Annotated in this window: 19 protein-coding genes; 15 read left to right on the plus strand and 4 right to left on the minus strand. The window is 34.6% G+C overall.

Annotated elements, in window-relative coordinates; genetic code table 11:
• Nucleotides 1-69 precede the first annotated feature (69 nt).
• The 3 genes from ACWA1B_RS05440 to ACWA1B_RS05450 form a co-directional block, all read right to left on the minus strand.
• Nucleotides 70-876 carry a helix-turn-helix domain-containing protein gene (locus ACWA1B_RS05440; RefSeq protein ID WP_456904808.1) on the minus strand — a complete coding sequence of 269 codons (807 nt, stop codon included), beginning with the start codon at nucleotides 874-876 and terminating at the stop codon, nucleotides 70-72.
• Between the two features lie 62 nt (nucleotides 877-938).
• Nucleotides 939-2,360, minus strand: a complete 1,422-nt coding sequence (locus ACWA1B_RS05445) for an aldehyde dehydrogenase family protein (RefSeq protein ID WP_456904810.1) — start codon at nucleotides 2,358-2,360, stop codon at nucleotides 939-941.
• Between the two features lie 161 nt (nucleotides 2,361-2,521).
• A complete protein-coding gene (locus ACWA1B_RS05450) occupies nucleotides 2,522-3,346 on the minus strand; it encodes a universal stress protein (protein ID WP_456904812.1) in 825 nt (274 codons plus the stop codon).
• A gap of 176 nt (nucleotides 3,347-3,522) precedes the next feature.
• Here ACWA1B_RS05450 and rimP point away from each other — a divergent pair, with 176 nt between their 5' ends.
• The 4 genes from rimP (at nucleotide 3,523) to ACWA1B_RS05470 (ending at nucleotide 8,836) form a co-directional block, all read left to right on the plus strand.
• Nucleotides 3,523-3,987 (plus strand): ribosome assembly cofactor RimP, encoded by a 465-nt coding sequence (gene rimP / locus ACWA1B_RS05455; protein ID WP_456904814.1) that lies wholly within the window; start codon nucleotides 3,523-3,525, stop codon nucleotides 3,985-3,987.
• Nucleotides 3,988-4,000: 13 nt separating this feature from the next.
• Nucleotides 4,001-5,254 (plus strand): transcription termination factor NusA, encoded by a 1,254-nt coding sequence (nusA, locus tag ACWA1B_RS05460; RefSeq protein WP_035645285.1) that lies wholly within the window; start codon nucleotides 4,001-4,003, stop codon nucleotides 5,252-5,254.
• Between the two features lie 58 nt (nucleotides 5,255-5,312).
• Entirely contained in the window at nucleotides 5,313-8,195 is a 2,883-nt protein-coding gene (infB, locus tag ACWA1B_RS05465) for a translation initiation factor IF-2 (RefSeq protein ID WP_456904816.1), read from the plus strand.
• A 131-nt stretch (nucleotides 8,196-8,326) separates the two neighbouring features.
• Nucleotides 8,327-8,836: a DUF4920 domain-containing protein gene (locus ACWA1B_RS05470; protein WP_456904818.1), complete on the plus strand. Its 510-nt coding sequence runs from the start codon at nucleotides 8,327-8,329 to the stop codon at nucleotides 8,834-8,836.
• Between the two features lie 87 nt (nucleotides 8,837-8,923).
• On the opposite strand, the gene ACWA1B_RS05475 is transcribed toward ACWA1B_RS05470, so the two are convergent.
• The gene (locus ACWA1B_RS05475; protein ID WP_456904820.1) at nucleotides 8,924-9,313 is read right to left on the minus strand and encodes an SPOR domain-containing protein; all 390 of its coding nucleotides are present in this window, start codon (nucleotides 9,311-9,313) and stop codon (nucleotides 8,924-8,926) included.
• Nucleotides 9,314-9,532: 219 nt separating this feature from the next.
• On the opposite strand from ACWA1B_RS05475, the gene ACWA1B_RS05480 reads away from it, so the two are divergent.
• The 11 genes from ACWA1B_RS05480 to queG all read left to right on the plus strand — a co-directional run bounded on the left by ACWA1B_RS05480 (nucleotide 9,533) and on the right by queG (nucleotide 24,344).
• Complete coding sequence (locus ACWA1B_RS05480) at nucleotides 9,533-10,864, plus strand: cytochrome c3 family protein (protein ID WP_456904822.1); 1,332 nt, start codon at nucleotides 9,533-9,535, stop codon at nucleotides 10,862-10,864.
• A 32-nt stretch (nucleotides 10,865-10,896) separates the two neighbouring features.
• Complete coding sequence (locus ACWA1B_RS05485; protein WP_456904824.1) at nucleotides 10,897-13,950, plus strand: TAT-variant-translocated molybdopterin oxidoreductase; 3,054 nt, start codon at nucleotides 10,897-10,899, stop codon at nucleotides 13,948-13,950.
• 33 nt (nucleotides 13,951-13,983) lie between these two features.
• Entirely contained in the window at nucleotides 13,984-15,387 is a 1,404-nt protein-coding gene (gene nrfD, locus ACWA1B_RS05490; RefSeq protein ID WP_035645274.1) for an NrfD/PsrC family molybdoenzyme membrane anchor subunit, read from the plus strand.
• The gene (locus ACWA1B_RS05495) at nucleotides 15,380-15,904 is read left to right on the plus strand and encodes a DUF3341 domain-containing protein (protein ID WP_025572651.1); all 525 of its coding nucleotides are present in this window, start codon (nucleotides 15,380-15,382) and stop codon (nucleotides 15,902-15,904) included. The genes nrfD and ACWA1B_RS05495 overlap by 8 nt, the downstream gene beginning before the upstream one ends.
• An 8-nt stretch (nucleotides 15,905-15,912) precedes the next feature.
• Nucleotides 15,913-16,458 carry a c-type cytochrome gene (locus tag ACWA1B_RS05500; protein WP_456904827.1) on the plus strand — a complete coding sequence of 182 codons (546 nt, stop codon included), beginning with the start codon at nucleotides 15,913-15,915 and terminating at the stop codon, nucleotides 16,456-16,458.
• A gap of 27 nt (nucleotides 16,459-16,485) precedes the next feature.
• Nucleotides 16,486-17,880: a quinol:cytochrome C oxidoreductase gene (locus tag ACWA1B_RS05505; protein WP_456904829.1), complete on the plus strand. Its 1,395-nt coding sequence runs from the start codon at nucleotides 16,486-16,488 to the stop codon at nucleotides 17,878-17,880.
• 19 nt (nucleotides 17,881-17,899) lie between these two features.
• The gene (locus ACWA1B_RS05510) at nucleotides 17,900-19,096 is read left to right on the plus strand and encodes a cytochrome c oxidase subunit II (protein ID WP_456904831.1); all 1,197 of its coding nucleotides are present in this window, start codon (nucleotides 17,900-17,902) and stop codon (nucleotides 19,094-19,096) included.
• A 30-nt stretch (nucleotides 19,097-19,126) separates the two neighbouring features.
• Complete coding sequence (locus tag ACWA1B_RS05515) at nucleotides 19,127-20,929, plus strand: cytochrome c oxidase subunit I (RefSeq protein WP_035645262.1); 1,803 nt, start codon at nucleotides 19,127-19,129, stop codon at nucleotides 20,927-20,929.
• Between the two features lie 112 nt (nucleotides 20,930-21,041).
• Nucleotides 21,042-22,064 (plus strand): Holliday junction branch migration DNA helicase RuvB, encoded by a 1,023-nt coding sequence (gene ruvB / locus ACWA1B_RS05520; protein WP_456904834.1) that lies wholly within the window; start codon nucleotides 21,042-21,044, stop codon nucleotides 22,062-22,064.
• A 10-nt stretch (nucleotides 22,065-22,074) separates the two neighbouring features.
• On the plus strand, nucleotides 22,075-23,421 hold the full coding sequence (locus ACWA1B_RS05525; protein WP_456904836.1) for a cytochrome P450: 1,347 nt from the start codon (nucleotides 22,075-22,077) through the stop codon (nucleotides 23,419-23,421).
• Nucleotides 23,418-24,344 carry a tRNA epoxyqueuosine(34) reductase QueG gene (queG, locus tag ACWA1B_RS05530; RefSeq protein WP_456904838.1) on the plus strand — a complete coding sequence of 309 codons (927 nt, stop codon included), beginning with the start codon at nucleotides 23,418-23,420 and terminating at the stop codon, nucleotides 24,342-24,344. The genes ACWA1B_RS05525 and queG overlap by 4 nt, the downstream gene beginning before the upstream one ends.
• Nucleotides 24,345-24,399 lie beyond the last annotated feature (55 nt).

The following is a 24,399-nucleotide window of genomic DNA, read 5'->3' on the forward strand; positions in this document are numbered from 1 at the left end:
TAGTAGACCAACATAAAGCCTCTCAGAAATGAGAGGCTTTTTTTATGTAATAAATTGAAATAAAGGTTTTTACTTTTCTTTTAAAGACGAAGGCACTATTCCAAATTTCTTTTTAAATGAAAATGAAAAATGGGATAAATCCTCAAAGCCAACACCAATATAGACTTCAGATGGCGGATTTCCTTGGCTAATTAAATAATAAGCTTCCTGAAGTCTCTTGTTTAGCAGCCATTTTCCAGGCGTTTGCTGAAATGTTTTCTGGAAATCTCTTTTGAATGTTGCTAAACTTCGTCCTGTTAGATATGCAAAACGATGCAAGTGAACATTGAAATGGAAATTTTTGTTCATAAAAGCTTCAATGTCGATTTTTCCGGGTTCATTAAAGTCGAATAAAATATCTTTTAATTCTGGGTTTATTTTTAATAAAAGATGGATGGCTTCTTTTATTTTTAAATTAAATAAAGCTTCGTTATTTTCTTGTTCAATTTCGAGATAAGAAATCAATGATTCCATGAAAGATTTGTAAAGCGGATTTGGAGCAAGGGTAATCATGGCTTCGGTATCTGCTTTTTTTGTTATTCTAAAATCGTATTCTTTGCTTACTTCGCGAAGGATTTCTTGATCTAAAAAAAGAGAGATTGTTTTAAATTCACCTTCTTCAGGTGGGATTTTGGTGAATTTAGCCAAATGATTTCTTTTGCTAAAACGAAAATCACCAGCTTTTGTATGATAAGTATTTTTGCTGTCTGAAGCGATCATTTCGCCTGAAATTTGATAGCTAAAAACGTGTTCCGGAATAAAATGTTCTCCTTCTCGGCTGCGTGCGTAATAGCAGGAGTAGAGTATTTTTGGTTTTGGATTTGCTTTTGTAGTCATAATGTAAAAATACTAAAAGATCCGGAAAATCTTTTTGCGAAAAGACTCCGGATCTCAAATGATTATTTTGGTTGAATCAATGCTTTTGGTTCTAGATAAGCTTCAAGTCCGATTGTTCCGAATTCTCGACCAATTCCAGATTGTTTGAACCCACCAAAAGGAGCCATGGGGTCGTGGCCAATTCCGTTTATTTGAACTCTCCCAGCATTAATTTGTGAAGCGATTTTATGTGCTCTTTCATTATTGGCTGAGCTTACATATGCTTGAAGTCCATAAGTGGTGTCATTTGCGATTTCAACTGCTTCTTCATCTGTTTTATAAGTGATGACAGTTAAAACGGGGCCAAATATTTCTTCTCGGGCAATACGCATTTGATTGTTTGCATTGATAAAAACAGTTGGTTTTACAAAGTTTCCATTTTCTAGACCTTTTGGTTTTCCTAATCCACCAGCTAGAATTTCGGCACCTTCATTGATTCCAATTTGGATGTAGTCCTGAACTCGTTGAAATTGTTTTGTGCTGACCATTGGTCCTACGGCAGTCGTGCTGTTTTTTGGGTCGCCAACTTCGATGTTTGTTAGGATTTCTTTGATGATTAGTTTTGTTTCGTCTAGTTTGCTTTCTGGGATTAATAATCTTGTTCCGGCAATACAAGCTTGGCCGTTATTCATGAAAGCGGCGTTAATGGCAAGCGGAATTGCTTTTGAGAAATCGGCGTCATCTAAAATTATATTTGGCGATTTTCCTCCAAGTTCCAAAGTAACACGTTTCATTGTGTCGACAGCTTCTTTTGCTATGATTTTTCCGACAGTTGTTGAGCCTGTAAAAGAGATTTTTGCAATATCCGGATTGCGGCTTATTTCTGCTCCTACAACTTCTCCTAATCCGTTAACAATGTTGACTAATCCTTTTGGAAGATTTGCGTCATGTAGGCATTCCATCATTAATTGTGTTTGTTGCGCGCTCATCTCGCTTGGTTTTATAACAGTTGTGCATCCGGCAACTATGATGGTTGATAATTTACTGCTGATAAAGCCATTGCTTGAATTCCAAGGAATGATGATTCCAACTACGCCAATTGGTGTCATTTGAACTTCAGATTCACCCATGGTTTTGATAAAATCATAAGAGTTTAATAAGTTGATTGCTGAGTCAAAACCTTTGAGCATGTACTCGTAGCTTACTGATGCAAATTGAAATGTGCCACCGTATTCTTCAATCATTATATTAATGAAGTCTGTTTTTCTTTTTTCAACAGCGATTTTTATGTTTTTTAAATATTGAATTCTTTCGGAAGTTGTAGTTTTAGAGAAAGTTTTAAAAGCATTTTTAGCAGCTTCTATTGCGTTCTTTGTGTCCTCTGTGTTTCCTAAGCGAACTTTTCCTAGTTGTTCATTTGTTGTTGGGCTGATTAGATTGAAATATTCAGTTCCTTTTGGAGAAACAAATTCCCCGTTAATGTAAATTTTGTCTATTGTTTTCATGTTGTAAGATTTAATGAATTTTATTTGACAAATTTCATGATTAATGAGGTGTAGGACTTTGTTGTAAAGCTCAAATAAACTTTGTTGAAAAGCTCATGTTTTTAGAAAAAAAAATAGCTTCTAAATAAGAAGCTATTTTGTAAAATAAATTATTTTGGGTTTTAAATCTTTAAGGTGATGACAGGTCTCACGGTATGATTGACCAATCCTTCGCTTATGCTTCCATTGAAAAAGTGAGCGAAACCCGTTCTTCCATGCGTACACATTCCAATTAAGTCAGCGTTAATGCTATTTGCGAAATTGATAATTCCTTTCTCGATATTGGTGTCATTGTAAATATGAGTAGAATAATTTTTAATATTGAAATGAGTCACAAAATTGTTCATGGCTTTTTGTATAACGTGTGTTGGTTTAAAGCTATTTGGTGTGCAAATTGTTACAAGATGAATTTTTGCATCAAAGAATTTGACAAAATTTAGCAGTCTGTCAAAAGGTGCTTTAGTTTCATCTGAGAAATCAGAAGCAAAGACAATATCTTCAACCTTGAAATTAGTGATGTCTTTTTTGATAACTAAAACAGGAATTTCAGAATTTCGAACTACTTTTTCAGTATTTGAACCAATTAAAAGTTCCTCAACGCCAGAAGAGCCATGCGATCCCATTATGATTAAGTCTACTTCATAATCTTTGCTTACTTGTGTGATTCCATGGATTGGTTTGTCCATTTTTACAATTTCGGTAATTGAAATCCCATCCAGATATGGTTTTGATGATATTTCGTCAAGCATTTCATTTGCTTTTTTCATAAAAAGCATAGTTTCAGGAATACTTGCGCCTCCAAGTATAGCGTCATTCATTTGGTGCGGCAGCTCAAGCATGTGTAAAATGATAATTTCAGAATCATTTTTTTTAGCAATTTGCGCGGCAACTTTTAGGGCATCTTCGGCATGTTCTGAAAAGTCAGTAGGAACTAAAATTCGTTTCATAATTCTTTGGGTTAAATTATTTAGATATTTTGTTGTTTGAATGCTACTATAAAGATAAGAAATATTTTTAGAGCAATCAATTTTATTTGATTTATAAAAAAATCACTATATTTGCATCGTTATTTATTAAAATCTAAATAATGAGGGGACTAATTGTCCCCTCTTTTTATAAAATTATGACATTTAAAGAAAAAGTAAACGGATTAATTGAAGAAGCTCTTCTGGAAAAGCCATCTATCTTTTTGATTGATTTGGCTGTCTCAGATTCTTTTAAAATTAGTGTTGGTTTAGACGGAGATAATGGAGTGGCGCTACAGGATTGTATTGATATCAGTCGTGCAATAGAGAATAATCTGGATCGTGAAGAACAGGATTTTTCGCTTGAAGTAGCATCTGTTGGAGTAGGGTCTCCTTTGAAAATGATAAGACAATACAAAAAAAATATTGGTAGAACGTTGATTGTTACTACAAATACAGAAAAAATTGAAGCAGAGTTGGTAGAAGCTAACGATGTTTTTATAATTTTGTCTTGGGAAGCAAGAGAACCGAAAAAAGTAGGAAAAGGAAAAGAAACAGTTCAAAAAGAGCAACAAATACCTTATACAGAAATTAAAGAGGCAATTGTTACAGTAACATTTTAATTAAAGAATTCGCATGGAAAATTTAGCATTAATCGATTCATTCTCAGAGTTTAAAGATAATAAACTTATTGATCGTGTAACGCTTATGGCAATTTTAGAGGACGTGTTTAGAAATGCATTAAAGAAAAAATACGGTTCTGATGATAACTTCGACATCATTATAAATCCTGATAAAGGGGATATGGAGATTTGGAGAAGAAGAGTAATTGTTGCTGACGAAGATCTTGATTTTGAAAATGAAGAAATTACTTTGACTGAAGCAAGAATGATCGAAGCAGATTTTGAAATTGGTGAAGAAGTTTCTGAAGAAGTTAAACTGATCGATTTAGGAAGAAGAGCTATTTTGGCTTTGCGTCAAAACTTAATATCCAAAATTCACGAACACGATAATACAAATCTTTACAAGCAATTTAAAGATATTATCGGTGATATTTATACTGCCGAAGTACACCACGTGCGTCCTAGAGTAGTTATCTTGGTTGATGATGAAGGAAACGAAATTGTACTTCCGAAAGAAAAACAAATTCCGTCTGACTTTTTCCGTAAAGGAGATAATGTTCGTGGAATCATTGAAAGCGTTGAATTAAAAGGAAACAAACCTCAAATTATTATGTCTAGAACTTCAGAGAAGTTTTTAGAAAAATTATTTGAACAGGAAATTCCAGAAGTATTTGATGGTTTAATTACAGTTAAAAATGTAGTACGTATTCCTGGTGAAAAAGCGAAAGTAGCTGTTGATTCTTACGATGACAGAATTGATCCTGTTGGAGCTTGTGTTGGTATGAAAGGTTCTCGTATTCACGGAATTGTTCGTGAATTAGGAAACGAAAATATTGACGTAATCAATTATACAAATAATATTCAATTGTTTATTACAAGAGCTTTGAGCCCTGCAAAAGTTTCTTCAATTAAAATTGACGAAGAAAGTAAAAGAGCTGAAGTTTTCTTAAAATTAGAAGAGGTATCTAAAGCAATCGGTAGAGGAGGTCATAATATCAAATTAGCAGGTCAATTGACAGGTTATGAATTGGATGTTATTCGTGAAGGAGATGTTGCTGGTACGGTTGCAGATGAAGATGATGTTGAATTAACAGAGTTTTCAGATGAAATCGAAGAATGGGTTATAGAAGAATTTGCTAAAATAGGTTTAGATACTGCAAAAAGTATCTTGAAACAAGAAGTAGAAGATTTAGTAAGAAGAACAGATTTAGAAGAGGAAACAATTCTAGACGTTATGAAAATACTAAAAGAAGAGTTTGATAGCTAGAAACAGCTAAAAATCTGCTCTAACAACACAACGAAAAAGGTAATAATAAAAAGGTTATATGTCTGAAGAGAGAGTAATAAGAATAAACAAGGTTTTAAGGGAATTAAATATCTCATTGGAAAGAGCTGTTGATTATCTAAAAGATAAGGGAATTGCTATTGATGCAAATCCGAACGCTAAAATTTCTGATAGTGAATTTAATATTCTGCAAAGCCAATTTGCGGGCGATAAGGGGAATAAGGAAGCTTCTAAAGAGGTAGGAGAAGAAAAAAGAAAAGAAAAAGAAGCATTACGTGTTGAACGTGAGAAAGAAATTGAAGACAAACGCAGACAAGACGAAGAACGTCAGAAACAGCAAGAAATTATAAAAGCTAGAGCTGTTGTAAGCGGACCAGTTCAAGTTGGGAAAATTGATTTGAACCCAAAGAAACCTACAGTTTCTACCCCTGTTGAGGAACCGGTTAAAGCCAGTGAGCCAAAAGCAGTTGTTACTCCTGCTCAGCCAGAAAAACCTGTTGAAAAAGAAATTGTACAGCCAGAGCAAGCTGTTGCTCCTGTAGTTTCGGAAGAAAAAAAGGTTGAAACGCCTATTATTACTGAGAAAAAAGAAGTAAAAGCTGAAAGTTCTAAAACAGCGCAGGAGCCAATCGTTTCGACTGACCCCACGACAGCAGAGGAAACAATCACTACTCAATATCAAAAATTATCCGGAACGACTCTTACTGGGCAAACAATTGATTTGTCTCAATTTAATAAGCCGAAGAAGAAAAAAGAAGATCCGAAAATTACTCCTAATAAACCAGGAGTTCCAGGAGCAGGAAACAATAATAATGCTAATAAAAATAAGCGTAAAAGAATTGCTCCTAAACCGGGTGCGCCGGGTGCTCCAAAACCTGCAACAGGAAATGCGCCAGGAACACCAAATCCTAATAAAATTACTCCAAATACTGGTGGTGGAGGCTTTAATGCAAATAGAAGTTCAAGACCTGGTTTTGTAAAAGGAAATCGTCCTGCAATTGTAGCTAAAGTTGAGCCTACAGAAGAAGAAGTAAAAAACCAAATTAGAGAAACTCTTGAAAAACTTCAGGGTAAAGGAGGTAAATCTAAAGCGGCTAAATATAGAAGAGATAAAAGAGAAACGCACCGTCAAAAATCTGATGACGAGCAGAGAGCACTTGATGAAGGAAGTAAAACAATTAAAGTTACTGAATTTGTTACTGTAGGTGAGATTGCTATCATGATGGATGTGCCTATTACAAAAGTAATTGGAACTTGTATGTCTCTTGGGATCATGGTTACGATGAATCAGCGTTTAGATGCTGAAACATTAACAATCGTTGCTGATGAGTTTGGTTATGAAGTTGAATTCATTACAGTTGATATCGAAGAAGCTATTGCGGTTGTTGAAGATAGAGAAGAGGACTTGGTAGTTAGAGCACCAATTGTTACGGTAATGGGACACGTTGACCACGGTAAAACATCTTTGCTGGATTATATTCGTAAAGAAAATGTTATCGCTGGTGAATCTGGAGGTATTACACAGCATATTGGAGCTTACGGTGTAACTCTTGATAATGGACAAAAAATTGCATTTTTAGATACTCCGGGTCACGAGGCGTTTACTGCGATGCGTGCACGTGGAGCTCAGGTTACAGATATTGCTATTATCGTTGTGGCGGCAGATGATGATATCATGCCACAAACAAAAGAAGCAATTTCTCACGCACAAGCTGCAGGAGTGCCAATTATATTTGCAATCAATAAAATTGATAAACCAAATGCGAATGTTGATAAAATCAAAGAGCGTTTGGCTGGTATGAATTTGCTTGTTGAAGATTGGGGTGGAAAAATTCAATCACATGATATTTCTGCAAAAGTTGGAACAGGGGTAAAAGAATTATTAGAGAAAGTTTTATTAGAAGCTGAAATTTTAGATCTAAAAGCAAATCCAAATAAAGCTGCTCAGGGAACTGTAGTTGAGGCATTCTTGGATAAAGGAAAAGGATATGTTTCTACAATTTTAGTACAACAAGGTACTTTGAAAATTGGGGATTATATGTTGGCAGGAAAACACCATGGAAAAGTAAAAGCAATGCATGATGAGCGTGGACATACTGTTTTAGAAGCGGGTCCTTCGACTCCGGTATCGGTTTTAGGTTTAGATGGGGCTGCAACTGCGGGGGATAAGTTCAATGTATTTGAGGATGAGAAAGAAGCAAAACAAATTGCATCTAAGCGTTCTCAATTAATGCGCGAACAGTCTGTACGTACACAAAGACATATCACACTAGATGAAATTGGACGTCGTATTGCACTTGGTCAGTTTAAAGAATTGAACGTAATCCTTAAAGGAGACGTTGATGGATCTGTTGAAGCATTATCAGATTCGTTCTCTAAACTTTCTACTGAGGAAGTTCAAATTAATATTATCCATAAAGGAGTTGGTGCGATTACTGAAACCGATGTTAACTTAGCTTCTGCATCTGATGCGATTATTATCGGATTTAATGTTCGTCCTGCTGGAAATGCAAGACAGCTTGCGGATAAAGAAGAAATTGATATCCGTTACTACTCTATCATTTATGCGGCAATTGACGACTTGAAAGATGCAATGGAAGGAATGTTAGCTCCTGAAATGAAAGAAGAAGTTTTAGGAACTGCTGAAATTCGTGAGATTTTCAAAATTTCTAAAGTGGGTTCAATCGCTGGTTGTATGGTGACAGATGGTAAGATCTTGAGAACTTCTAAAATTAGAGTTATCAGAGAAGGAGTTGTTGTTCATACAGGAGAACTTGTTGCTTTAAAACGATTCAAAGATGATGTTAAAGAAGTAACTAAAGGATATGATTGTGGTATTCAGATTAAAGGATTTAATGACATTGAAGAAAGAGATGTTATTGAAGCATACCATGAAGTTGCAATCAAAAAGAAATTGAAATAATTTTCAATAAATATATTAAAAAGCCTCAATGAAAATTGAGGCTTTTTTGTCTTTATAGTAAGATGAAGTATCGTTTTTGGCTGTTTCATATTTGTTAAAAATTTATTATTTTTGAGTAAAATTATTTAATTATGAAACAATTACTATACACGGCTGTTCTTTCGATTTTTATTTCTACATTCTCTTTTGCTCAGGAAGCTGTAGAAAAAAGTGCTCCGCCAGCGGGTAACGCCGTGGTGGGAGATTATTATGGGGCAGACGTTTCTAGCGTTGCAGTTGAAAAAGCTGTCTCGGTTAAAAATTTAGAGAATAAATTTAAAGATCAGAATAAAGTTGAGAATATTGCAGTCAAAGGAGAAGTGACCGATGTCTGTGAAAAGAAAGGGTGCTGGGTGACTATTAAAACGGAAAATGGTTCTTCTTTTTTTGTAAAGATGAAAGATTATGCTTTTTTTGTGCCAAAAGCGCTGAAAGGAAAAAATGTTGTTTTGGAAGGTGTTGCTGAGAAAAAAATCACTTCTGTTGATGAATTGAAGCATTATGCTAAAGATGCTAAAAAATCCCAAACTGAAATAAATGCGATAATTTCACCAAAAGAAGAAATTCGATTTGTTGCGAGTGGAATTAAGGTGGTAAATTAGCTTTGAATTAATGTTGCAGCAAAGAGTTTATGATGTAAAAAAAGCGAGATTGAATCTCGCTTTTTTTATATGCATTGGCAGTGTCTTTTATTTGCCTGGTTTAAGTAAAAAGACGCTTTTGTATCTATTTCTAATATCGGCTAAATTTCGCTCTGCTTCAATTCTGGTTTTAAAATTTCCAACTATTACTTTGTAGTTTGGAGTGTTAAAAATGATTGTTCCGTCAATATTGCTGTATTCTCTTTTAAAATCCGATAACGTTTTTTTTGCCTCTTCGCTTTTTCCGCTAAAAATTTGAATTCGGTATGTATCGTTTGTACTTATTGATGTGTTAATTTTTCGTTTTTCACTCAGTAACTGCTCAAATTTCGGATCCTGATTTACTGTTAAATTTTGATCTTGAGCATGAATGTTATATGCTAATGTGAATACTGTTAGCGTTAAGAAAACTCTTTTTGAAGGGGTTAAAATTCTCATAATGTGATGGTTTTTATGCAAAAATAGTATTTAAAGTTTGTATGGAAAATTTTAATATTATTTAGAATTGATATAAATTGATATTTAAGACTATTTTAAGGTTTTGAGAATAGTTCATAAGTCGTATTTTTGTGCAAGTTTTAAAAGAGGGTATTTATTTTTACTGATATGTTACAGTAAAAATCATACCAAAAAATTAGTAGATAATTATTATACTATATGAAAAAGGTGGGTAACCATAATTCGATCTCAAGAAAATTGCTCCTTAGCTTATCGCTAACGCTAATTTTCTCCCTAACTTCATTTGCTCAAGAAGCTGCTGCTCCTGCGGCGCCTGAAGCTGCTGCTCCTGCAGCAACTGCGGGTGGTGATCCAGTAAAAGGGAAAGAACTATTTAATGCAAATTGCGCTGCATGTCACAAATTAGATGCTAAATCAACAGGTCCTGCATTAAGAGGAGTTGCTGAAAGGCATGAAATGGCTTGGATTTACAAGTGGGTGCACAACAGTTCTGATATGATTAAATCAGGAGATGCTGCTGCTGTTAAGCTTTTTGAAGAAAACAACAAGGCGGTAATGACTGCTTTTCCTCAATTATCCGAGGGTGATATCGATAATATTATTGCTTATACTTCTGAGAAAAAAGCTGAAGCTGCTGCTCCGGCTGCTGGAGCTGCTACTCCTCCAGGTACGGCTGTTGAAAGTGGTGCTATTTCTAACAATGTTATTTTAGGAGCTCTTGCTCTTGTAATGGCTATTTTAGTTGTGATGTTGTTCATGGTGAACAAAGTGTTGACTAAAGTGGCAAGTAATAATGGTATTGAAGTTGCTCCTAAAGAAGGCAGATTGCCAATTTGGAAAGCATTCGCTAGAAATCAATTTTTGGTTCTAGTTACTTCAATTTTCTTATTGTTGGCAAGTGGTTATTTTGTTTATGGATATTTAATGCAAGTTGGTGTAGATCAAAACTATGAGCCAATTCAGCCAATTCATTATTCTCATAAAATTCACGCTGGAGATAACGAGATCAATTGTAAATATTGTCACTCTGCTGCTCGTGTTAGTAAATCTGCAGGTATTCCTTCTTTGAATGTTTGTATGAACTGTCATAAAAATATTTCTGAAGTTGCTGAGACTACTGCTACCGCTGAATACAGCAAAGCATTCTATGATGCTCAAATTCAAAAATTATACGACGCTGTTGGTTGGGATAAAACTAAACAAGCTTATACTGGAAAAACGCAACCTGTAAAATGGGTTCGTATTCATAATCTTCCTGATTTTGTATATTTCAATCACTCACAACACGTTTCTGTTGCAGGAATTGAGTGTCAGACTTGTCATGGTCCGGTACAAGAATTTGAAATCATGAAGCAATATTCTAAATTAACAATGGGTTGGTGTGTGGATTGCCACAGAAAAACTGATGTTAAGATGGAAGGAAATGCTTACTATGATAAAATTCATGCTGAACTTTCTAAAAAATACGGTGTAGAGAAATTAACTGCAGCGCAAATGGGAGGTTTAGAATGCGGTAAATGCCACTATTAATCGAATTATTAAGATTTTAATATTTATATACAATGTCATCAAACAAAAAATACTGGAAAAGTGTTGAAGAACTAGAGAATGGTTCTATTGTTGAGGCGCTTAGAAATAACGAATTTGTTGAAGAAATTCCTACTGATGAATTCTTAGGAAATGCTGAAGCTTTAGCTTCATCTGGAACTTCACGTCGTGACTTTTTAAAGTACGTAGGATTTAGTACAGCTGCTGTTACACTTGCTGCTTGTGAGGGTCCTGTGCACAAGTCTATCCCTTATGTTTTACAACCAGAGCAAATCATTCCTGGTGTTGCAGATTATTATGCAACTACCGTTTTTGATGGTTTTGATTTTGCAAATCTTTTGGTAAAAACTCGTGAGGGTCGTCCAATTAAAGTTGAAAACAATACTATTGAAGGAGCTAAATTTGCTGCAAATGCAAGAATCCATGCTTCTATTTTAGGATTGTATGATAGTGCTCGTTTAAAAGAGCCAAAAATAGATGGTAAAAATTCTACTTGGTCAGCTGTTGATTTGAGAATCAAATCAAGTTTAGCTGATGCAAAAGCTAAAGGTGGACAAGTGGTATTGTTAACAAATACTTTAGCAAGTCCATCTTCAGAAAAATTAATTGCTGAGTTTATTGCTAAAAACCCAAACGCTAAGCACGTTATTTATGATGCAGTTTCTTCATCTGAGGCTTTAGATGCGTTTGAATCTGTTTATGGTCAAAGAGCTTTAGTTGATTATGATTTTTCAAAAGCTTCTTTGATTGTATCTGTTGGTGCTGATTTCTTAGGAGATTGGCAAGGTGGTGGATATGATTCTGGATATGCAAAAGGGCGTATTCCTCAAAATGGAAAAATGTCTCGTCACTTCCAGTTTGAATCTAATATGACTTTATCTGGAGCGGCTGCTGATAAGCGTGTTCCAATGACTACTGCTGATCAAAAACAAGCGTTAGTTCAAATTTATAATATTATTGTAGGTGCTTCTATTCCTGTTTCTTTGGATGGCGCTTTTAAAGCTGAAGTAGTAAAAGCTGCTCAGCAATTAAACGCTGCTGGTTCAAAAGGAGTTTTAGTATCTGGAATCGAAGATAAAAATGCTCAGTTGTTAGTTTTGGCTATTAATCAAAAATTAGCAAGTGAGGCTTTTAGTACTGTTGGTACAAGACAAATTAGAAAAGGTTCTAATGCAGTTGTTGCTCAATTGTTAAAAGATATGAACGCTGGAAGTGTTCATACTTTAATTATGAGTGGTGTTAATCCTGTTTACACTTTAGCTGACTCAGCTTCTTTTGTGTCTGGATTGAAAAAAGTAAAAGAATCTGTTGCTTTTTCATTGAAAGAAGATGAAACTGCATCATTAGTTAAAATTGCTGCTCCTGCTCCTCACTATTTGGAGTCATGGGGTGATGTTGAAATCACAAGCGGAACCTATAGTTTAACGCAACCTACAATTCGTCCAATCTTTAATACAAAACAATTTCAAGATGTTTTATTGTCTTTAAATGGTGTTGGTGGAACTTTCTACGATTACCTTAAAGCTAATTCTTCTAGTTTAATTGCTGGTTCTTCTTGGAATAAAGTATTGCACGATGGTGTTTTTGTAACTGGTTCAGTTGCTTTATCTGGTGGAGCTTTTGATTCTGCTGGTGCTGCAAGTGCGCTTTCTAAATCAAAATCTGCAGGAGGTCTTGAATTAGTATTGTATACTAAAACAGGTATGGGTGATGGTCAACATGCAAACAATCCTTGGTTGCAAGAGTTTCCAGATCCAATCACAAGAGTTTCTTGGGATAACTATATTACTGTCTCAAACGCAGATGCTAAAAAGTACGATTTATCAAATGAGATTGTTGCTAATGGAGGTTTGAATGGTAGTTATGCTACAATAACAACTGCTGATGGTGTGAAAATTGAAAATGTTCCTGTTATTGTTCAACCTGGACAAGCTGTTGGAACAATTGGATTTGCATTTGGATATGGTCGTAAAGCGGCTTTAAAAGAAGAAATGCAAGTAGGTTTAAATGCATACTCTTTATATAAAAACTTTAATAATGTTCAGTCTATAACTTTAGCTAAGGCTAATGGTGTTCATGAGTTTGCTTGTGTTCAAGGACAAAAAACATTAATGGGTAGAGGAGATATCATTAAGGAAACTACTCTAGAAATATTTAATTCTAAAGATGCTGAACATTGGAATGAAAAACCAATGGTATCTTTAGATCACCAAGAAGTTGAAGCTACAACTGTTGATTTATGGGAATCGTTTGATCGTACAACTGGTCATCATTTTAATCTTTCTATTGATTTAAATGCTTGTACTGGATGCGGAGCATGTGTTATTGCATGTCACGCAGAGAACAATGTACCTGTAGTTGGTAAAGCTGAAGTTAGAAGAAGCCGTGATATGCACTGGTTGCGTATTGACAGATATTATTCTTCTGAAAGCACTTTTGAAGGTGATAACAAAAGAAAAGAAGGAATTGCTGGTTTATCTAGTTCATTGTCTACATTCAATGAAATGGAAAAAGCTGGTGAGAATCCACAGGTAGCATTCCAACCAGTAATGTGTCAGCACTGTAATCACGCACCTTGTGAAACAGTTTGTCCAGTTGCTGCGACTTCTCACGGGCGTGAAGGTCAAAACCACATGGCATATAACAGATGTGTTGGTACTCGTTACTGTGCAAACAACTGTCCATATAAAGTTCGTCGTTTTAACTGGTTCTTGTATAACAAAAACAGTGAATTCGATTATCACATGAATGATGATTTAGGTCGTATGGTATTAAATCCAGACGTAAACGTTCGTTCTCGTGGAGTAATGGAAAAATGTTCTATGTGTATTCAAATGACACAAGCTACTAAATTGAAAGCTAAAAACGAAGGCCGCGCGGTTAGAGATGGTGAATTCCAAACTGCTTGTTCTAGTGCTTGTTCTTCTGGAGCGATGATATTTGGTGATGTAAATGATAAAGAAAGTAAAGTTGCTAAATTAGCTGCTGACGAAAGATCTTACCATTTATTAGAGCATGTAGGAACAAAACCTAATGTGGTTTACCATGTTAAAGTTAGAAATACTTAGTAAATTATTAATTAAGAAACAATATAAAGGATTATGTCGTCTCACTACGAAGCACCCATTAGAAAACCTTTAGTTATAGGTGATAAATCTTATCACGATGTAACTGTAGATGTGGCAGCGCCTGTTGAAGGACCTGCAAATAAACAATGGTGGATTGTATTTTCAATCGCATTAACAGCCTTCCTTTGGGGGTTAGGTTGTATCATTTACACCGTATCTACCGGTATTGGAACATGGGGATTAAATAAAACAGTTGGTTGGGCTTGGGATATTACGAACTTCGTTTGGTGGGTTGGTATTGGTCACGCCGGAACATTAATTTCTGCAGTACTATTACTTTTCCGTCAACGTTGGAGAATGGCTATTAACCGTTCTGCGGAAGCTATGACTATTTTCTCAGTAGTTCAAGCAGGTTTATTCCCAATTATTCACATGGGACGTCCGTGGTTAGCATACTGGGTTTTACCTATTCCAAATCAATTTGGATCATTATGGGTAAACTTTAACTCACCGCTACTTTGGGACGTATTCGCAATTTCTACGTATCTTTCAGTATCATTAGTTTTCTGGTGGACTGGTTTGTTACCTGACTTTGCAATGCTACGTGATAGAGCAATAACACCTTTTAATAAAAGAGTATATTCTATTCTAAGTTTTGGATGGAGCGGTAGAGCAAAAGATTGGCAACGTTTTGAAGAGGTATCTTTAGTATTAGCTGGTTTAGCTACTCCTCTTGTACTTTCTGTACACACGATTGTATCTATGGACTTTGCTACTTCTGTAATTCCTGGATGGCATACAACAATCTTCCCTCCATACTTCGTTGCTGGAGCTGTATTCTCAGGATTTGCGATGGTAAACACATTGTTGATCGTTATGAGAAAAGTTTCTAACCTTGAAGCATATATCACATTACAACATATCGAGTTAATGAATATCATTATCATGATTACTGGTTCGATTGTAGGTGTGGCTTATATCACTGAGTTATTCGTGGCTTGGTATTCAGGAGTAGAGTATGAGCAATATGCATTCTTAAACAGAGCTACTGGACCGTACTGGTGGGCATATTGGTCAATGATGACATGTAACGTATTCTCTCCTCAGTTCATGTGGTTCAAAAAATTAAGAACAAGTATCATGTTCTCATTCATTATTTCGATTGTAGTAAACATCGGAATGTGGTTTGAAAGATTCGTAATCATTGTTACTTCTTTGCATAGAGATTATCTTCCATCTTCTTGGACAATGTTCTCACCAACATTCGTGGATATTGGAATTTTCATCGGAACAATTGGTTTCTTCTTTGTATTGTTTTTATTGTACTCTAGAACATTCCCTGTAATTGCTCAGGCAGAGGTAAAAACAATTTTGAAAGGAACAGGAGATAATTACATTAGAGAAAGAGCAAATAGTAAAGATTCACATCATGAGTAATAAAGTAATATACGCCATTTATAATGACGATGATATTTTGATGGACGCAGTAAAGAAAACTAGAGCTGCTCACCATCATATTGAAGAGGTTTTTACTCCATTTCCTGTTCACGGATTGGATAAAGCAATGGGCTTAGCGCCAACAAGGTTAGCAATTTGTGCTTTCTTATATGGATGTGTTGGTATTTCTGTTGCCACTACAATGATGAGTTATATAATGATTCATGACTGGCCACAAGATATTGGTGGTAAGCCAAGTTTTAGTTTCATTCAGAATATGCCTTCTTTTGTGCCAATTATGTTTGAGATGACTGTATTTTTTGCTGCTCACTTAATGGTTATTACTTTTTATATGAGAAGTAGATTATGGCCATTCAAACAAGCAGAAAATCCTGATGTAAGAACAACAGACGATCATTTCTTAATGGAAGTGGCTGTAAACGATAATGAAGCTGAATTAGTTTCTTTTTTCGAAGGTACAGGAGCTGTTGAAGTTAAAGTAATTGAAAAGAATTAATTGTAGCTATGAAAAGGATATATAAAATAACACTTTTAGTTGGTATAACTATTTTAGTTTCATCTTGCCACAATAATTCGGCACCAAACTATCAGTATTTCCCAAATATGTATGAGTCTGTAGGTTATGAGACTTACGCGGAAGCAAAAGTATTTAAGGGAGGAAAAGAAGGTCAGCTTCCTGTTGAAGGAACTATTAATAGAGGTTTTGAACCTTATGAGTATGAAAATTCGACTGCAGGTTATGAATTGGCAAAAGCTAATTTGAAATCACCTTTGACTGAAGCAGAAAGAAATTCTGGGAAAGGAAAAGAGCTTTTCGAAATTTATTGTATCAGTTGTCATGGTGCGGCTGGTAACGGTAAAGGTAAATTGGTTGAAAGAGAAAAATTTCTTGGGGTACCTAGTTATAAAGACAGGGTTATCACTGAAGGAAGTGTATTCCATGTTGAAACTTATGGTTTAAATGCAATGGGTTCACACGCAAATCAATTAAGTGCCCACGAACGTTGGTTAGTTGCTGACTATGTTCTAAAACTAAAAAGCCAATTATAATTGTTGAACAAACTGATCGTAATAGATATGTATACATTTTCAAGTAAATTAAAAACTTTTTCTATCATCTTAATGGTTCTTGGACTATTAGGAATTGGGTATGGTTTTTTAAGTGCACCTAAAGATATTCAAGAAGTTGAAAAAATACTAGCAGCAGATGCTCATGGTTCTCATGGAGCTGCACATGAGGAGTCTGTAGAGGCTTCACATAAAGAGGCAGGTCATCATGAAGCTGCTGAAGCTTCACATGAAGAACACAAAGGTGCAAAGCATGCAGAAGTATCTGGTGCTGATGAACACGAAAAACATTTAGAGCATGTTTTACACCAATTGCAAAACAAGCCTTGGTCTGCATTATATGTAGCTTGTATTTTCTTTTTACTGCTTTCAATGGGGGTTTTAGCATTTTATGCTATCCAACAAGTAGCTCAAGCAGGTTGGTCTCCAGTTTTATTCAGAGTAATGCAAGGTATTACAGCTTATTTACCAGCTGGTTCAATAATTTTCTTTATAATATTGGTTTTATGTGGATTGCATTTTAACCACATTTTCGTTTGGCTTGGAGAAGGAGTAACAGAAAAAGGTAGTGCCAATTATGATGCAATTATTGCTGGAAAATCTGGGTATTTAAATTTTCCTTTTTGGATAGCTAGAGCATTTGTATTCTTATTAGGATGGAATCTTTATAGAATTTATTCTAGAAAAAATTGTTTAGCTCAAGATGAGGCTAATGATGATCTTAACTATAAAAAGAATTTCAAGATCTCTGCGGGATTTTTAGTATTCTTTATCGTGTCAGAATCAATTATGTCATGGGACTGGATTATGTCATTTGATCCACACTGGTTCAGTACTTTGTTCGGATGGTATGTATTTGCTTCTTTCTTTGTAAGTGGTATTACAAGTATTGCATTGGTAACAATTTATTTAAAATCTAAAGGATATTTAGAGTATGTAAATACAAGTCATATTCATGATTTAGCTAAATTTATGTTTGGTATCAGTGTTTTCTGGACTTATTTATGGTTCTCTCAATTCATGTTAATCTGGTATGCTAATATTCCAGAGGAGGTAACTTACTTTGTAACAAGAATTCAATTATATAACTTGCCATTCTTTGGTGCTGTCGTTATGAACTTTGTTTTTCCATTATTGATATTAATCAACACAGACTTCAAACGTCTTAATTGGGTTATTGTAATGGCTGGTATTGTTATCTTATTAGGTCACTATGTTGATTTCTTTAATATGATTATGCCTGGTACAGTTGGAGACAAATGGTTTATTGGTATTCCTGAAATTGCATCTATTCTTTTCTTCTTAGGTTTGTTTATTTTTGTTGTATTTACTGCATTAACTAAAGCTCCTTTGTTGGCAAAAAGAAATCCTTTCATCGAAGAAAGTAAACATTTTCATTATTAATATTTAAAGAAGTAAACAGATGACAAGTTTGTTGGTAATTATAGTTGTAGTTTTATTAGCAGTTGCATTATGGCAATTGACGAAGATATTTGATCTTACTCAGGTAGGTTCTTCTTCGGACGATTCTCAGGTGGCATCAGATAATGATAATAATGTTCAAGGATATATTATGTTTGGCTTTTTAGCTTTCATTTATATATTTACGATTTATGGTTTACTGAAATGGGGTAATTTAGCACTTCATACTCCTGCTTCGGAGCATGGACTTTTAGTAGATAACTTAATGAATATTACTTGGGTTTTGATTTTCACAGTTCAAGTTATTACTCAAGGTTTATTATATTGGTTTTCTTTTAAAAACAGAGGTCATAAAGATAGAAAAGCTTTGTTTTTTGCAGATAGTAATAAACTAGAAGCAATCTGGAGTATTATTCCATCTGTAGTTTTAGCTTGTTTAATTCTTTACGGATTATATGCTTGGAACAATATTATGTTTGTTGATAAAGATGAAGATGTAGTTGAAATTGAATTATATGCGCAACAATTTAAATGGACAGCAAGATATGCTGGTCAGGATAATGTTTTAGGAAAAGCAAACGTTCGTTTGATTGAAGGTGTTAATACTTTAGGTGTTGATATGTCTGATCCTAATGCTCAAGATGATATTGTAGTTACTGAATTACATATTCCAAAAGGAAAAAAAGTGCATTTCAAAATGCGTTCTCAAGACGTTTTGCACTCAGCTTATATGCCTCACTTTAGAGCGCAAATGAACTGTGTGCCTGGAATGGTAACAGAATTTGCTTTTGTACCTACTTACACTACTGCTGAATATAGAGAATTGCCTTTCATGGTTGAGAAAGTTGCAAACATCAACAAACTTAGAGCTGAAAAAAGTGCTGAGCTAGTTGCTAAAGGAGGTACAGCTTTAGATCCTTATACATTTGATTATTTATTATTATGTAATAAAATTTGTGGAGCTTCTCATTACAACATGCAAATGAAAGTTGTTGTTGATACTCCTGAAGATTATAAAAAATGGTTAAGCGAAAAAACTACTTTAGCTCAGGATATTAAAGCAGCGGCAGCTGCTGAAAAAGAAAAAGCAGCTGAAGCAACTGCACCGACGACAGATTCAACTGCAAAAGTAATTGATACTGTTAAAGCAGTTATTGATACAGTAAAAGCAGCTGTAGCTAAAGTTGCGGTTAAATAATATTATTAAGAAAATTTAAAGTACACATATATGTCAGCAGAAGCGCACGGTCACGATCACGGACACGATCACGAGCACGAACATCATCATAAAGACACATTCATTACTAAATATATCTTTAGTATTGATCACAAAATGATCGCTAAGCAATACTTGATTACAGGTATTATAATGGGGATTATTGGTATTGTAATGTCTTTGCTTTTCAGAATGCAATTGGCATGGCCAGAAGAGTCTTTTAAAATATTCAATGTTTTATTAGGAGATAAATTTGCACCTGATGGTGTAATGGCAAATGATATTTATCTGGCTTTAGTTACAATTCACGGAACCATTATGGTATTCTTTGTACTGACAGCTGGTTTGAGTGGAACTTTTAGTAACTTACTTATTCCACTTCAAATTGGAGCGCGAGATATGGCTTCTGGATTTATGAATATGATTTCTTACTGGTTGTTTTTCTTGTCTGCTGTAGTAATGTTATGTTCTTTATTTGTTGAAGCTGGACCAGCATCTGCAGGTTGGACAATTTATCCTCCATTAAGTGCGTTACCACAAGCGATTCCAGGATCTGGAACAGGTATGACTTTATGGTTAGTTTCGATGGCTATTTTTATTGCATCTTCTTTAATGGGATCTTTAAATTACATTGTGACTGTTATTAACTTAAGAACTAAAGGAATGTCTATGACTAGACTTCCTCTTACAATCTGGACATTTTTTGTAACAGCTATTATTGGTGTTATTTCATTCCCAGTATTATTATCTGCGGCCTTATTATTGATTTTCGATAGAAGTTTTGGTACTTCATTCTTCTTATCTGATATCTACATTGCTGGAGAGGTTTTACATTACCAAGGCGGTTCTCCAGTATTGTTTGAACACTTATTCTGGTTCTTGGGTCACCCTGAGGTTTATATCGTAATCTTGCCTGCAATGGGTCTTGTATCTGAAATTATGGCTACGAACTCTCGTAAACCAATCTTCGGATACAGAGCGATGATTATGTCAGTTCTTGCAATTGCATTCTTATCAACTATCGTATGGGGGCACCACATGTTTATCTCTGGTATGAATCCTTTCTTAGGATCTGTATTTACTTTTACAACTTTATTGATTGCAATTCCATCTGCCGTAAAAGCATTCAACTGGATTACAACTTTATGGAAAGGTAACCTACAGTTTAACCCTGCAATGTTATTCTCTATCGGAATGGTTTCTACTTTCATCACTGGAGGTTTAACTGGAATCATTTTAGGAGATAGTACTTTGGATATTAACGTTCACGATACTTACTTCGTAATTGCTCACTTTCACTTAGTAATGGGTATCTCTGCGCTTTACGGAATGTTTGCTGGTATTTACCACTGGTTCCCTAAAATGTACGGAAGAATGTTAAACAAAAACTTAGGGTATATTCACTTCTGGGTAACTGCAGTTTGTGCTTATGGGGTTTTCTTCCCAATGCACTTTATCGGATTAGCTGGTTTGCCAAGACGTTACTATACTAACACAAACTTCCCATTATTTGATGATTTGCAAAATGTGAATGTTTTAATTACAACATTTGCTCTTGTAGGAGGTGCGTTCCAATTAGTATTCTTATACAACTTCTTTAGCAGTATTTTCTACGGTAAAAAAGCAGTTCAGAACCCATGGAGATCTACAACTTTAGAGTGGACTACTCCAGTTGAGCATATCCACGGAAACTGGCCAGGTGAAATTCCTCATGTATATCGTTGGCCGTATGACTACAGTAACCCAAATCATGATGTAGATTTTGTTCCTCAAAATGTACCAATGAAAGAAGGTGAAGAAGTTTTACACCACTAAAATATTTAATTAAAAGACTGTCAGAAATGACAGTCTTTTTTTTGTTTAGTTAAAATTTTAAACGTTTAGTTTTGCTATTTTACAAACTGATTACTTTCTCTATCTTTGTAGGATGAATGAAAATCTTGATCCTACTACAAAAGGATATAACCCAGAAGAATTAGATCTTGAAAAAAGATTGCGTCCACTGTCATTTGATGACTTTGCAGGACAAGATCAAGTTTTAGAAAATTTAAAAGTTTTTGTTGCCGCGGCTAATCAGCGTGGTGAAGCACTTGATCATGCTCTTTTTCATGGACCTCCTGGACTTGGTAAAACAACATTGGCTAATATATTGGCCAATGAACTTCAAGTTGGAATTAAAATAACTTCTGGACCTGTATTAGACAAACCTGGCGATTTAGCTGGATTATTGACTAATTTGGATGAACGTGATGTTTTGTTCATTGATGAAATTCATCGGTTAAGTCCTGTTGTTGAAGAATATTTGTATTCGGCAATGGAGGATTTTAAAATCGATATTATGATTGAGTCTGGTCCAAATGCTAGAACAGTACAGATTAATTTGAATCCGTTTACATTGATTGGTGCTACAACACGTTCTGGTTTATTAACTGCTCCAATGAGAGCTCGTTTTGGAATTTCATCTCGATTACAATATTACACTACGGAACTTTTAACTACAATTGTTGAAAGAAGTGCTTCTATATTAAAAATGCCGATAGATCTTGAAGCTGCAATTGAAATTGCCGGACGTAGTAGGGGAACCCCTCGTATTGCAAATGCATTGTTGCGTAGAGTTCGTGATTTTGCTCAAATCAAAGGCAATGGAAGAATTGATTTAGAGATTTCAAGATATGCCTTAAAAGCATTAAATGTGGATGCACATGGGCTTGATGAAATGGATAATAAAATTTTATTAACTATTATAAATAAATTTAAAGGCGGGCCAGTTGGACTTTCGACTTTAGCAACTGCGGTTTCTGAAAGCAGTGAAACCATTGAAGAAGTTTACGAGCCGTTTTTAATTCAAGAAGGATTTATTATGCGTACTCCTCGTGGACGTGAAGTGACTGATAAAGCCTATAAACATTTAGGAAAAATAAATACAAACATTCAAGGCGGTTTGTTTTAATTTCGTTTTTATGTCTGCAGGCAAAAAATATAATTATCCTAATCAATTATCTATTTTCAGATTCTTTTTAGATTCAGAAGGTGTAAGGAGAAATCCAATACCATTTCATAAAAGATATTTTGATAAGTTGGGTGATTCCTTTTCTTTGAAAATCGGTTTTTCGAAGTATTTGATTTTGTCCAGAGATAATGAAATTGCACAGCATATTTTAGTAAAAAACCAAAGAAATTATCATAAGTCTAAGTTTCAGTCTGTCTATCTTTCCAAATATTTAGGAAAAGGGCTTTTGACAAATGTCGGCGATTTTTGGTTACAGCAAAGGCGACTTATTCAGCCTGCATTTCATAAACAGAAGATGAATATGTTGGTTGACAACATGAATAAAACTATTAGTTCTGAAGTTGGTTGTTTAAAGGAAAATGAGACGTTTAATGCTTTTACAGCAATGAGCCAATTGGCATTTAATGTTGTAGCAAAATCATTATTTGAGTTTTATATTTCAGAAGAAAAACTGCATAGAATAAAATTCATAATAGAAGAAGTTCAAAAATTTTTAGTGAAAGAAATTAGACTTCCTCATAAGGCTTTGTGGTTTTCGTTAAGCGGTCAGGTTGAAAAACATTTAAAATTAGCTCAAGAGAATAATCAAATTATCCAAGAAATTATCGAGGAAAGGAATTCTTCTAATGACAATTTTAATGATTTGCTTAATATGCTTATGGAAACCAGATATGAAGATACTGGTGAAAGTATGTCGATGCAGCAGTTGATTGATGAAATTAAAGTTTTATTTATTGCGGGCCATGAAACCACAGCCAATGCATTAACTTTTACACTTCACTTTTTAGGGAAGTATCCAGATGTGCAACAAAAGGTTTTTGATGAGATTACTGAAATCGAATCACAGACTGATGATGTTATTGAGCAATTACAAAAAATGTCTTATATAAATGCTGTTTTAAATGAATCGATGCGTTTATATCCGCCGGCATGGATTACTGACAGACAAAATGTAGAAGATGATGTTGTTGGTAATTTTAAAATTAAAAAAGGCACCTTAATTGGAATTTCATTTTTTGAATTGCATCGAAATCCTAAGTATTGGGAAAATCCTGATGAATTTATTCCAGAACGATTTCTTGGTGAACAAAAGAAACAATCTATGCAATATTTTTATCCCTTTGGAGCTGGGCCAAGAATGTGTATAGGAGCAGGTTTTGCTATTTATGAAATGTGTTTGGCAATTTCGCAGATTGTGAAACGCTATGTTATTGAATCGAATACAGATACAATAGAATTTAATCCATTGGTGACTTTAAAACCGGTTAATGTTGAAGTTTCATTTTCTCGAAGATGAGTGTAAATTCGAAAGAGACATATTCAAAATTTATAAAAGACGAAGCTAAAAGGCTTGGCTTTCTCTCTTGCGGAATTTCTAAAGCTGGATTTCTGGAAGAAGAGGCTCCTCGACTTGAAAAATGGTTAAATGACAATCATAACGGCAAAATGGCGTATATGGAAAATCATTTCGATAAACGTCTAGATCCAACTTTACTGGTTGATGGTGCTAAGAGTGTTGTTTCTCTTCTTCTTAATTATTTTCCATCAGAATCTCAAAATGAAGATAGTTTTAAAATCTCAAAATATGCATATGGACAGGACTATCATTTTGTTATAAAAGAAAAATTAAAAGAACTGCTTTATTCTATCGAAGAAAATATTGGTGAAGTTTCTGGTCGTGCTTTTGTTGATTCGGCACCGGTTTTAGACAAAGCTTGGGCTGCAAAAAGTGGTTTAGGCTGGATTGGGAAAAACAGCAATTTAATAACTCAAAAAGTAGGCTCTTTTTATTTTATTGCAGAACTTATTTTAGATCTTGATTTAGAATACGACTACAGAACAACAGATCATTGCGGTTCATGTACTGCTTGTATTGATGCGTGTCCTACGCAGGCAATTTTGGCGCCATATGTCGTTGATGGCAGTAAATGTATATCCTATTATACAATTGAATTAAAAGAAAATCTTCCGTATGAAATGAAAGGGAAATTCGATGAATGGATGTTTGGTTGTGATACGTGCCAAGATGTTTGTCCATGGAATCGTTTTTCAAAACCTCATTCAGAGCCTTTGTTTAACCCGAATCCTGATTTGCTTTCTTTCTCCAAAAAAGATTGGACTGAAATTACAGAAGAAACTTTTCGTGCCGTTTTTAAAAATTCTCCTATTAAAAGAACAAAGTTTGAAGGGTTAAAAAGAAATATCTCTTTTTTAGAATAAAATGAGATCTGTATTAAGATTAAAATTTGCTCTATTTATACTTCTTTTTTTATTT

The organism is Flavobacterium xizangense (assembly GCF_054075145.1).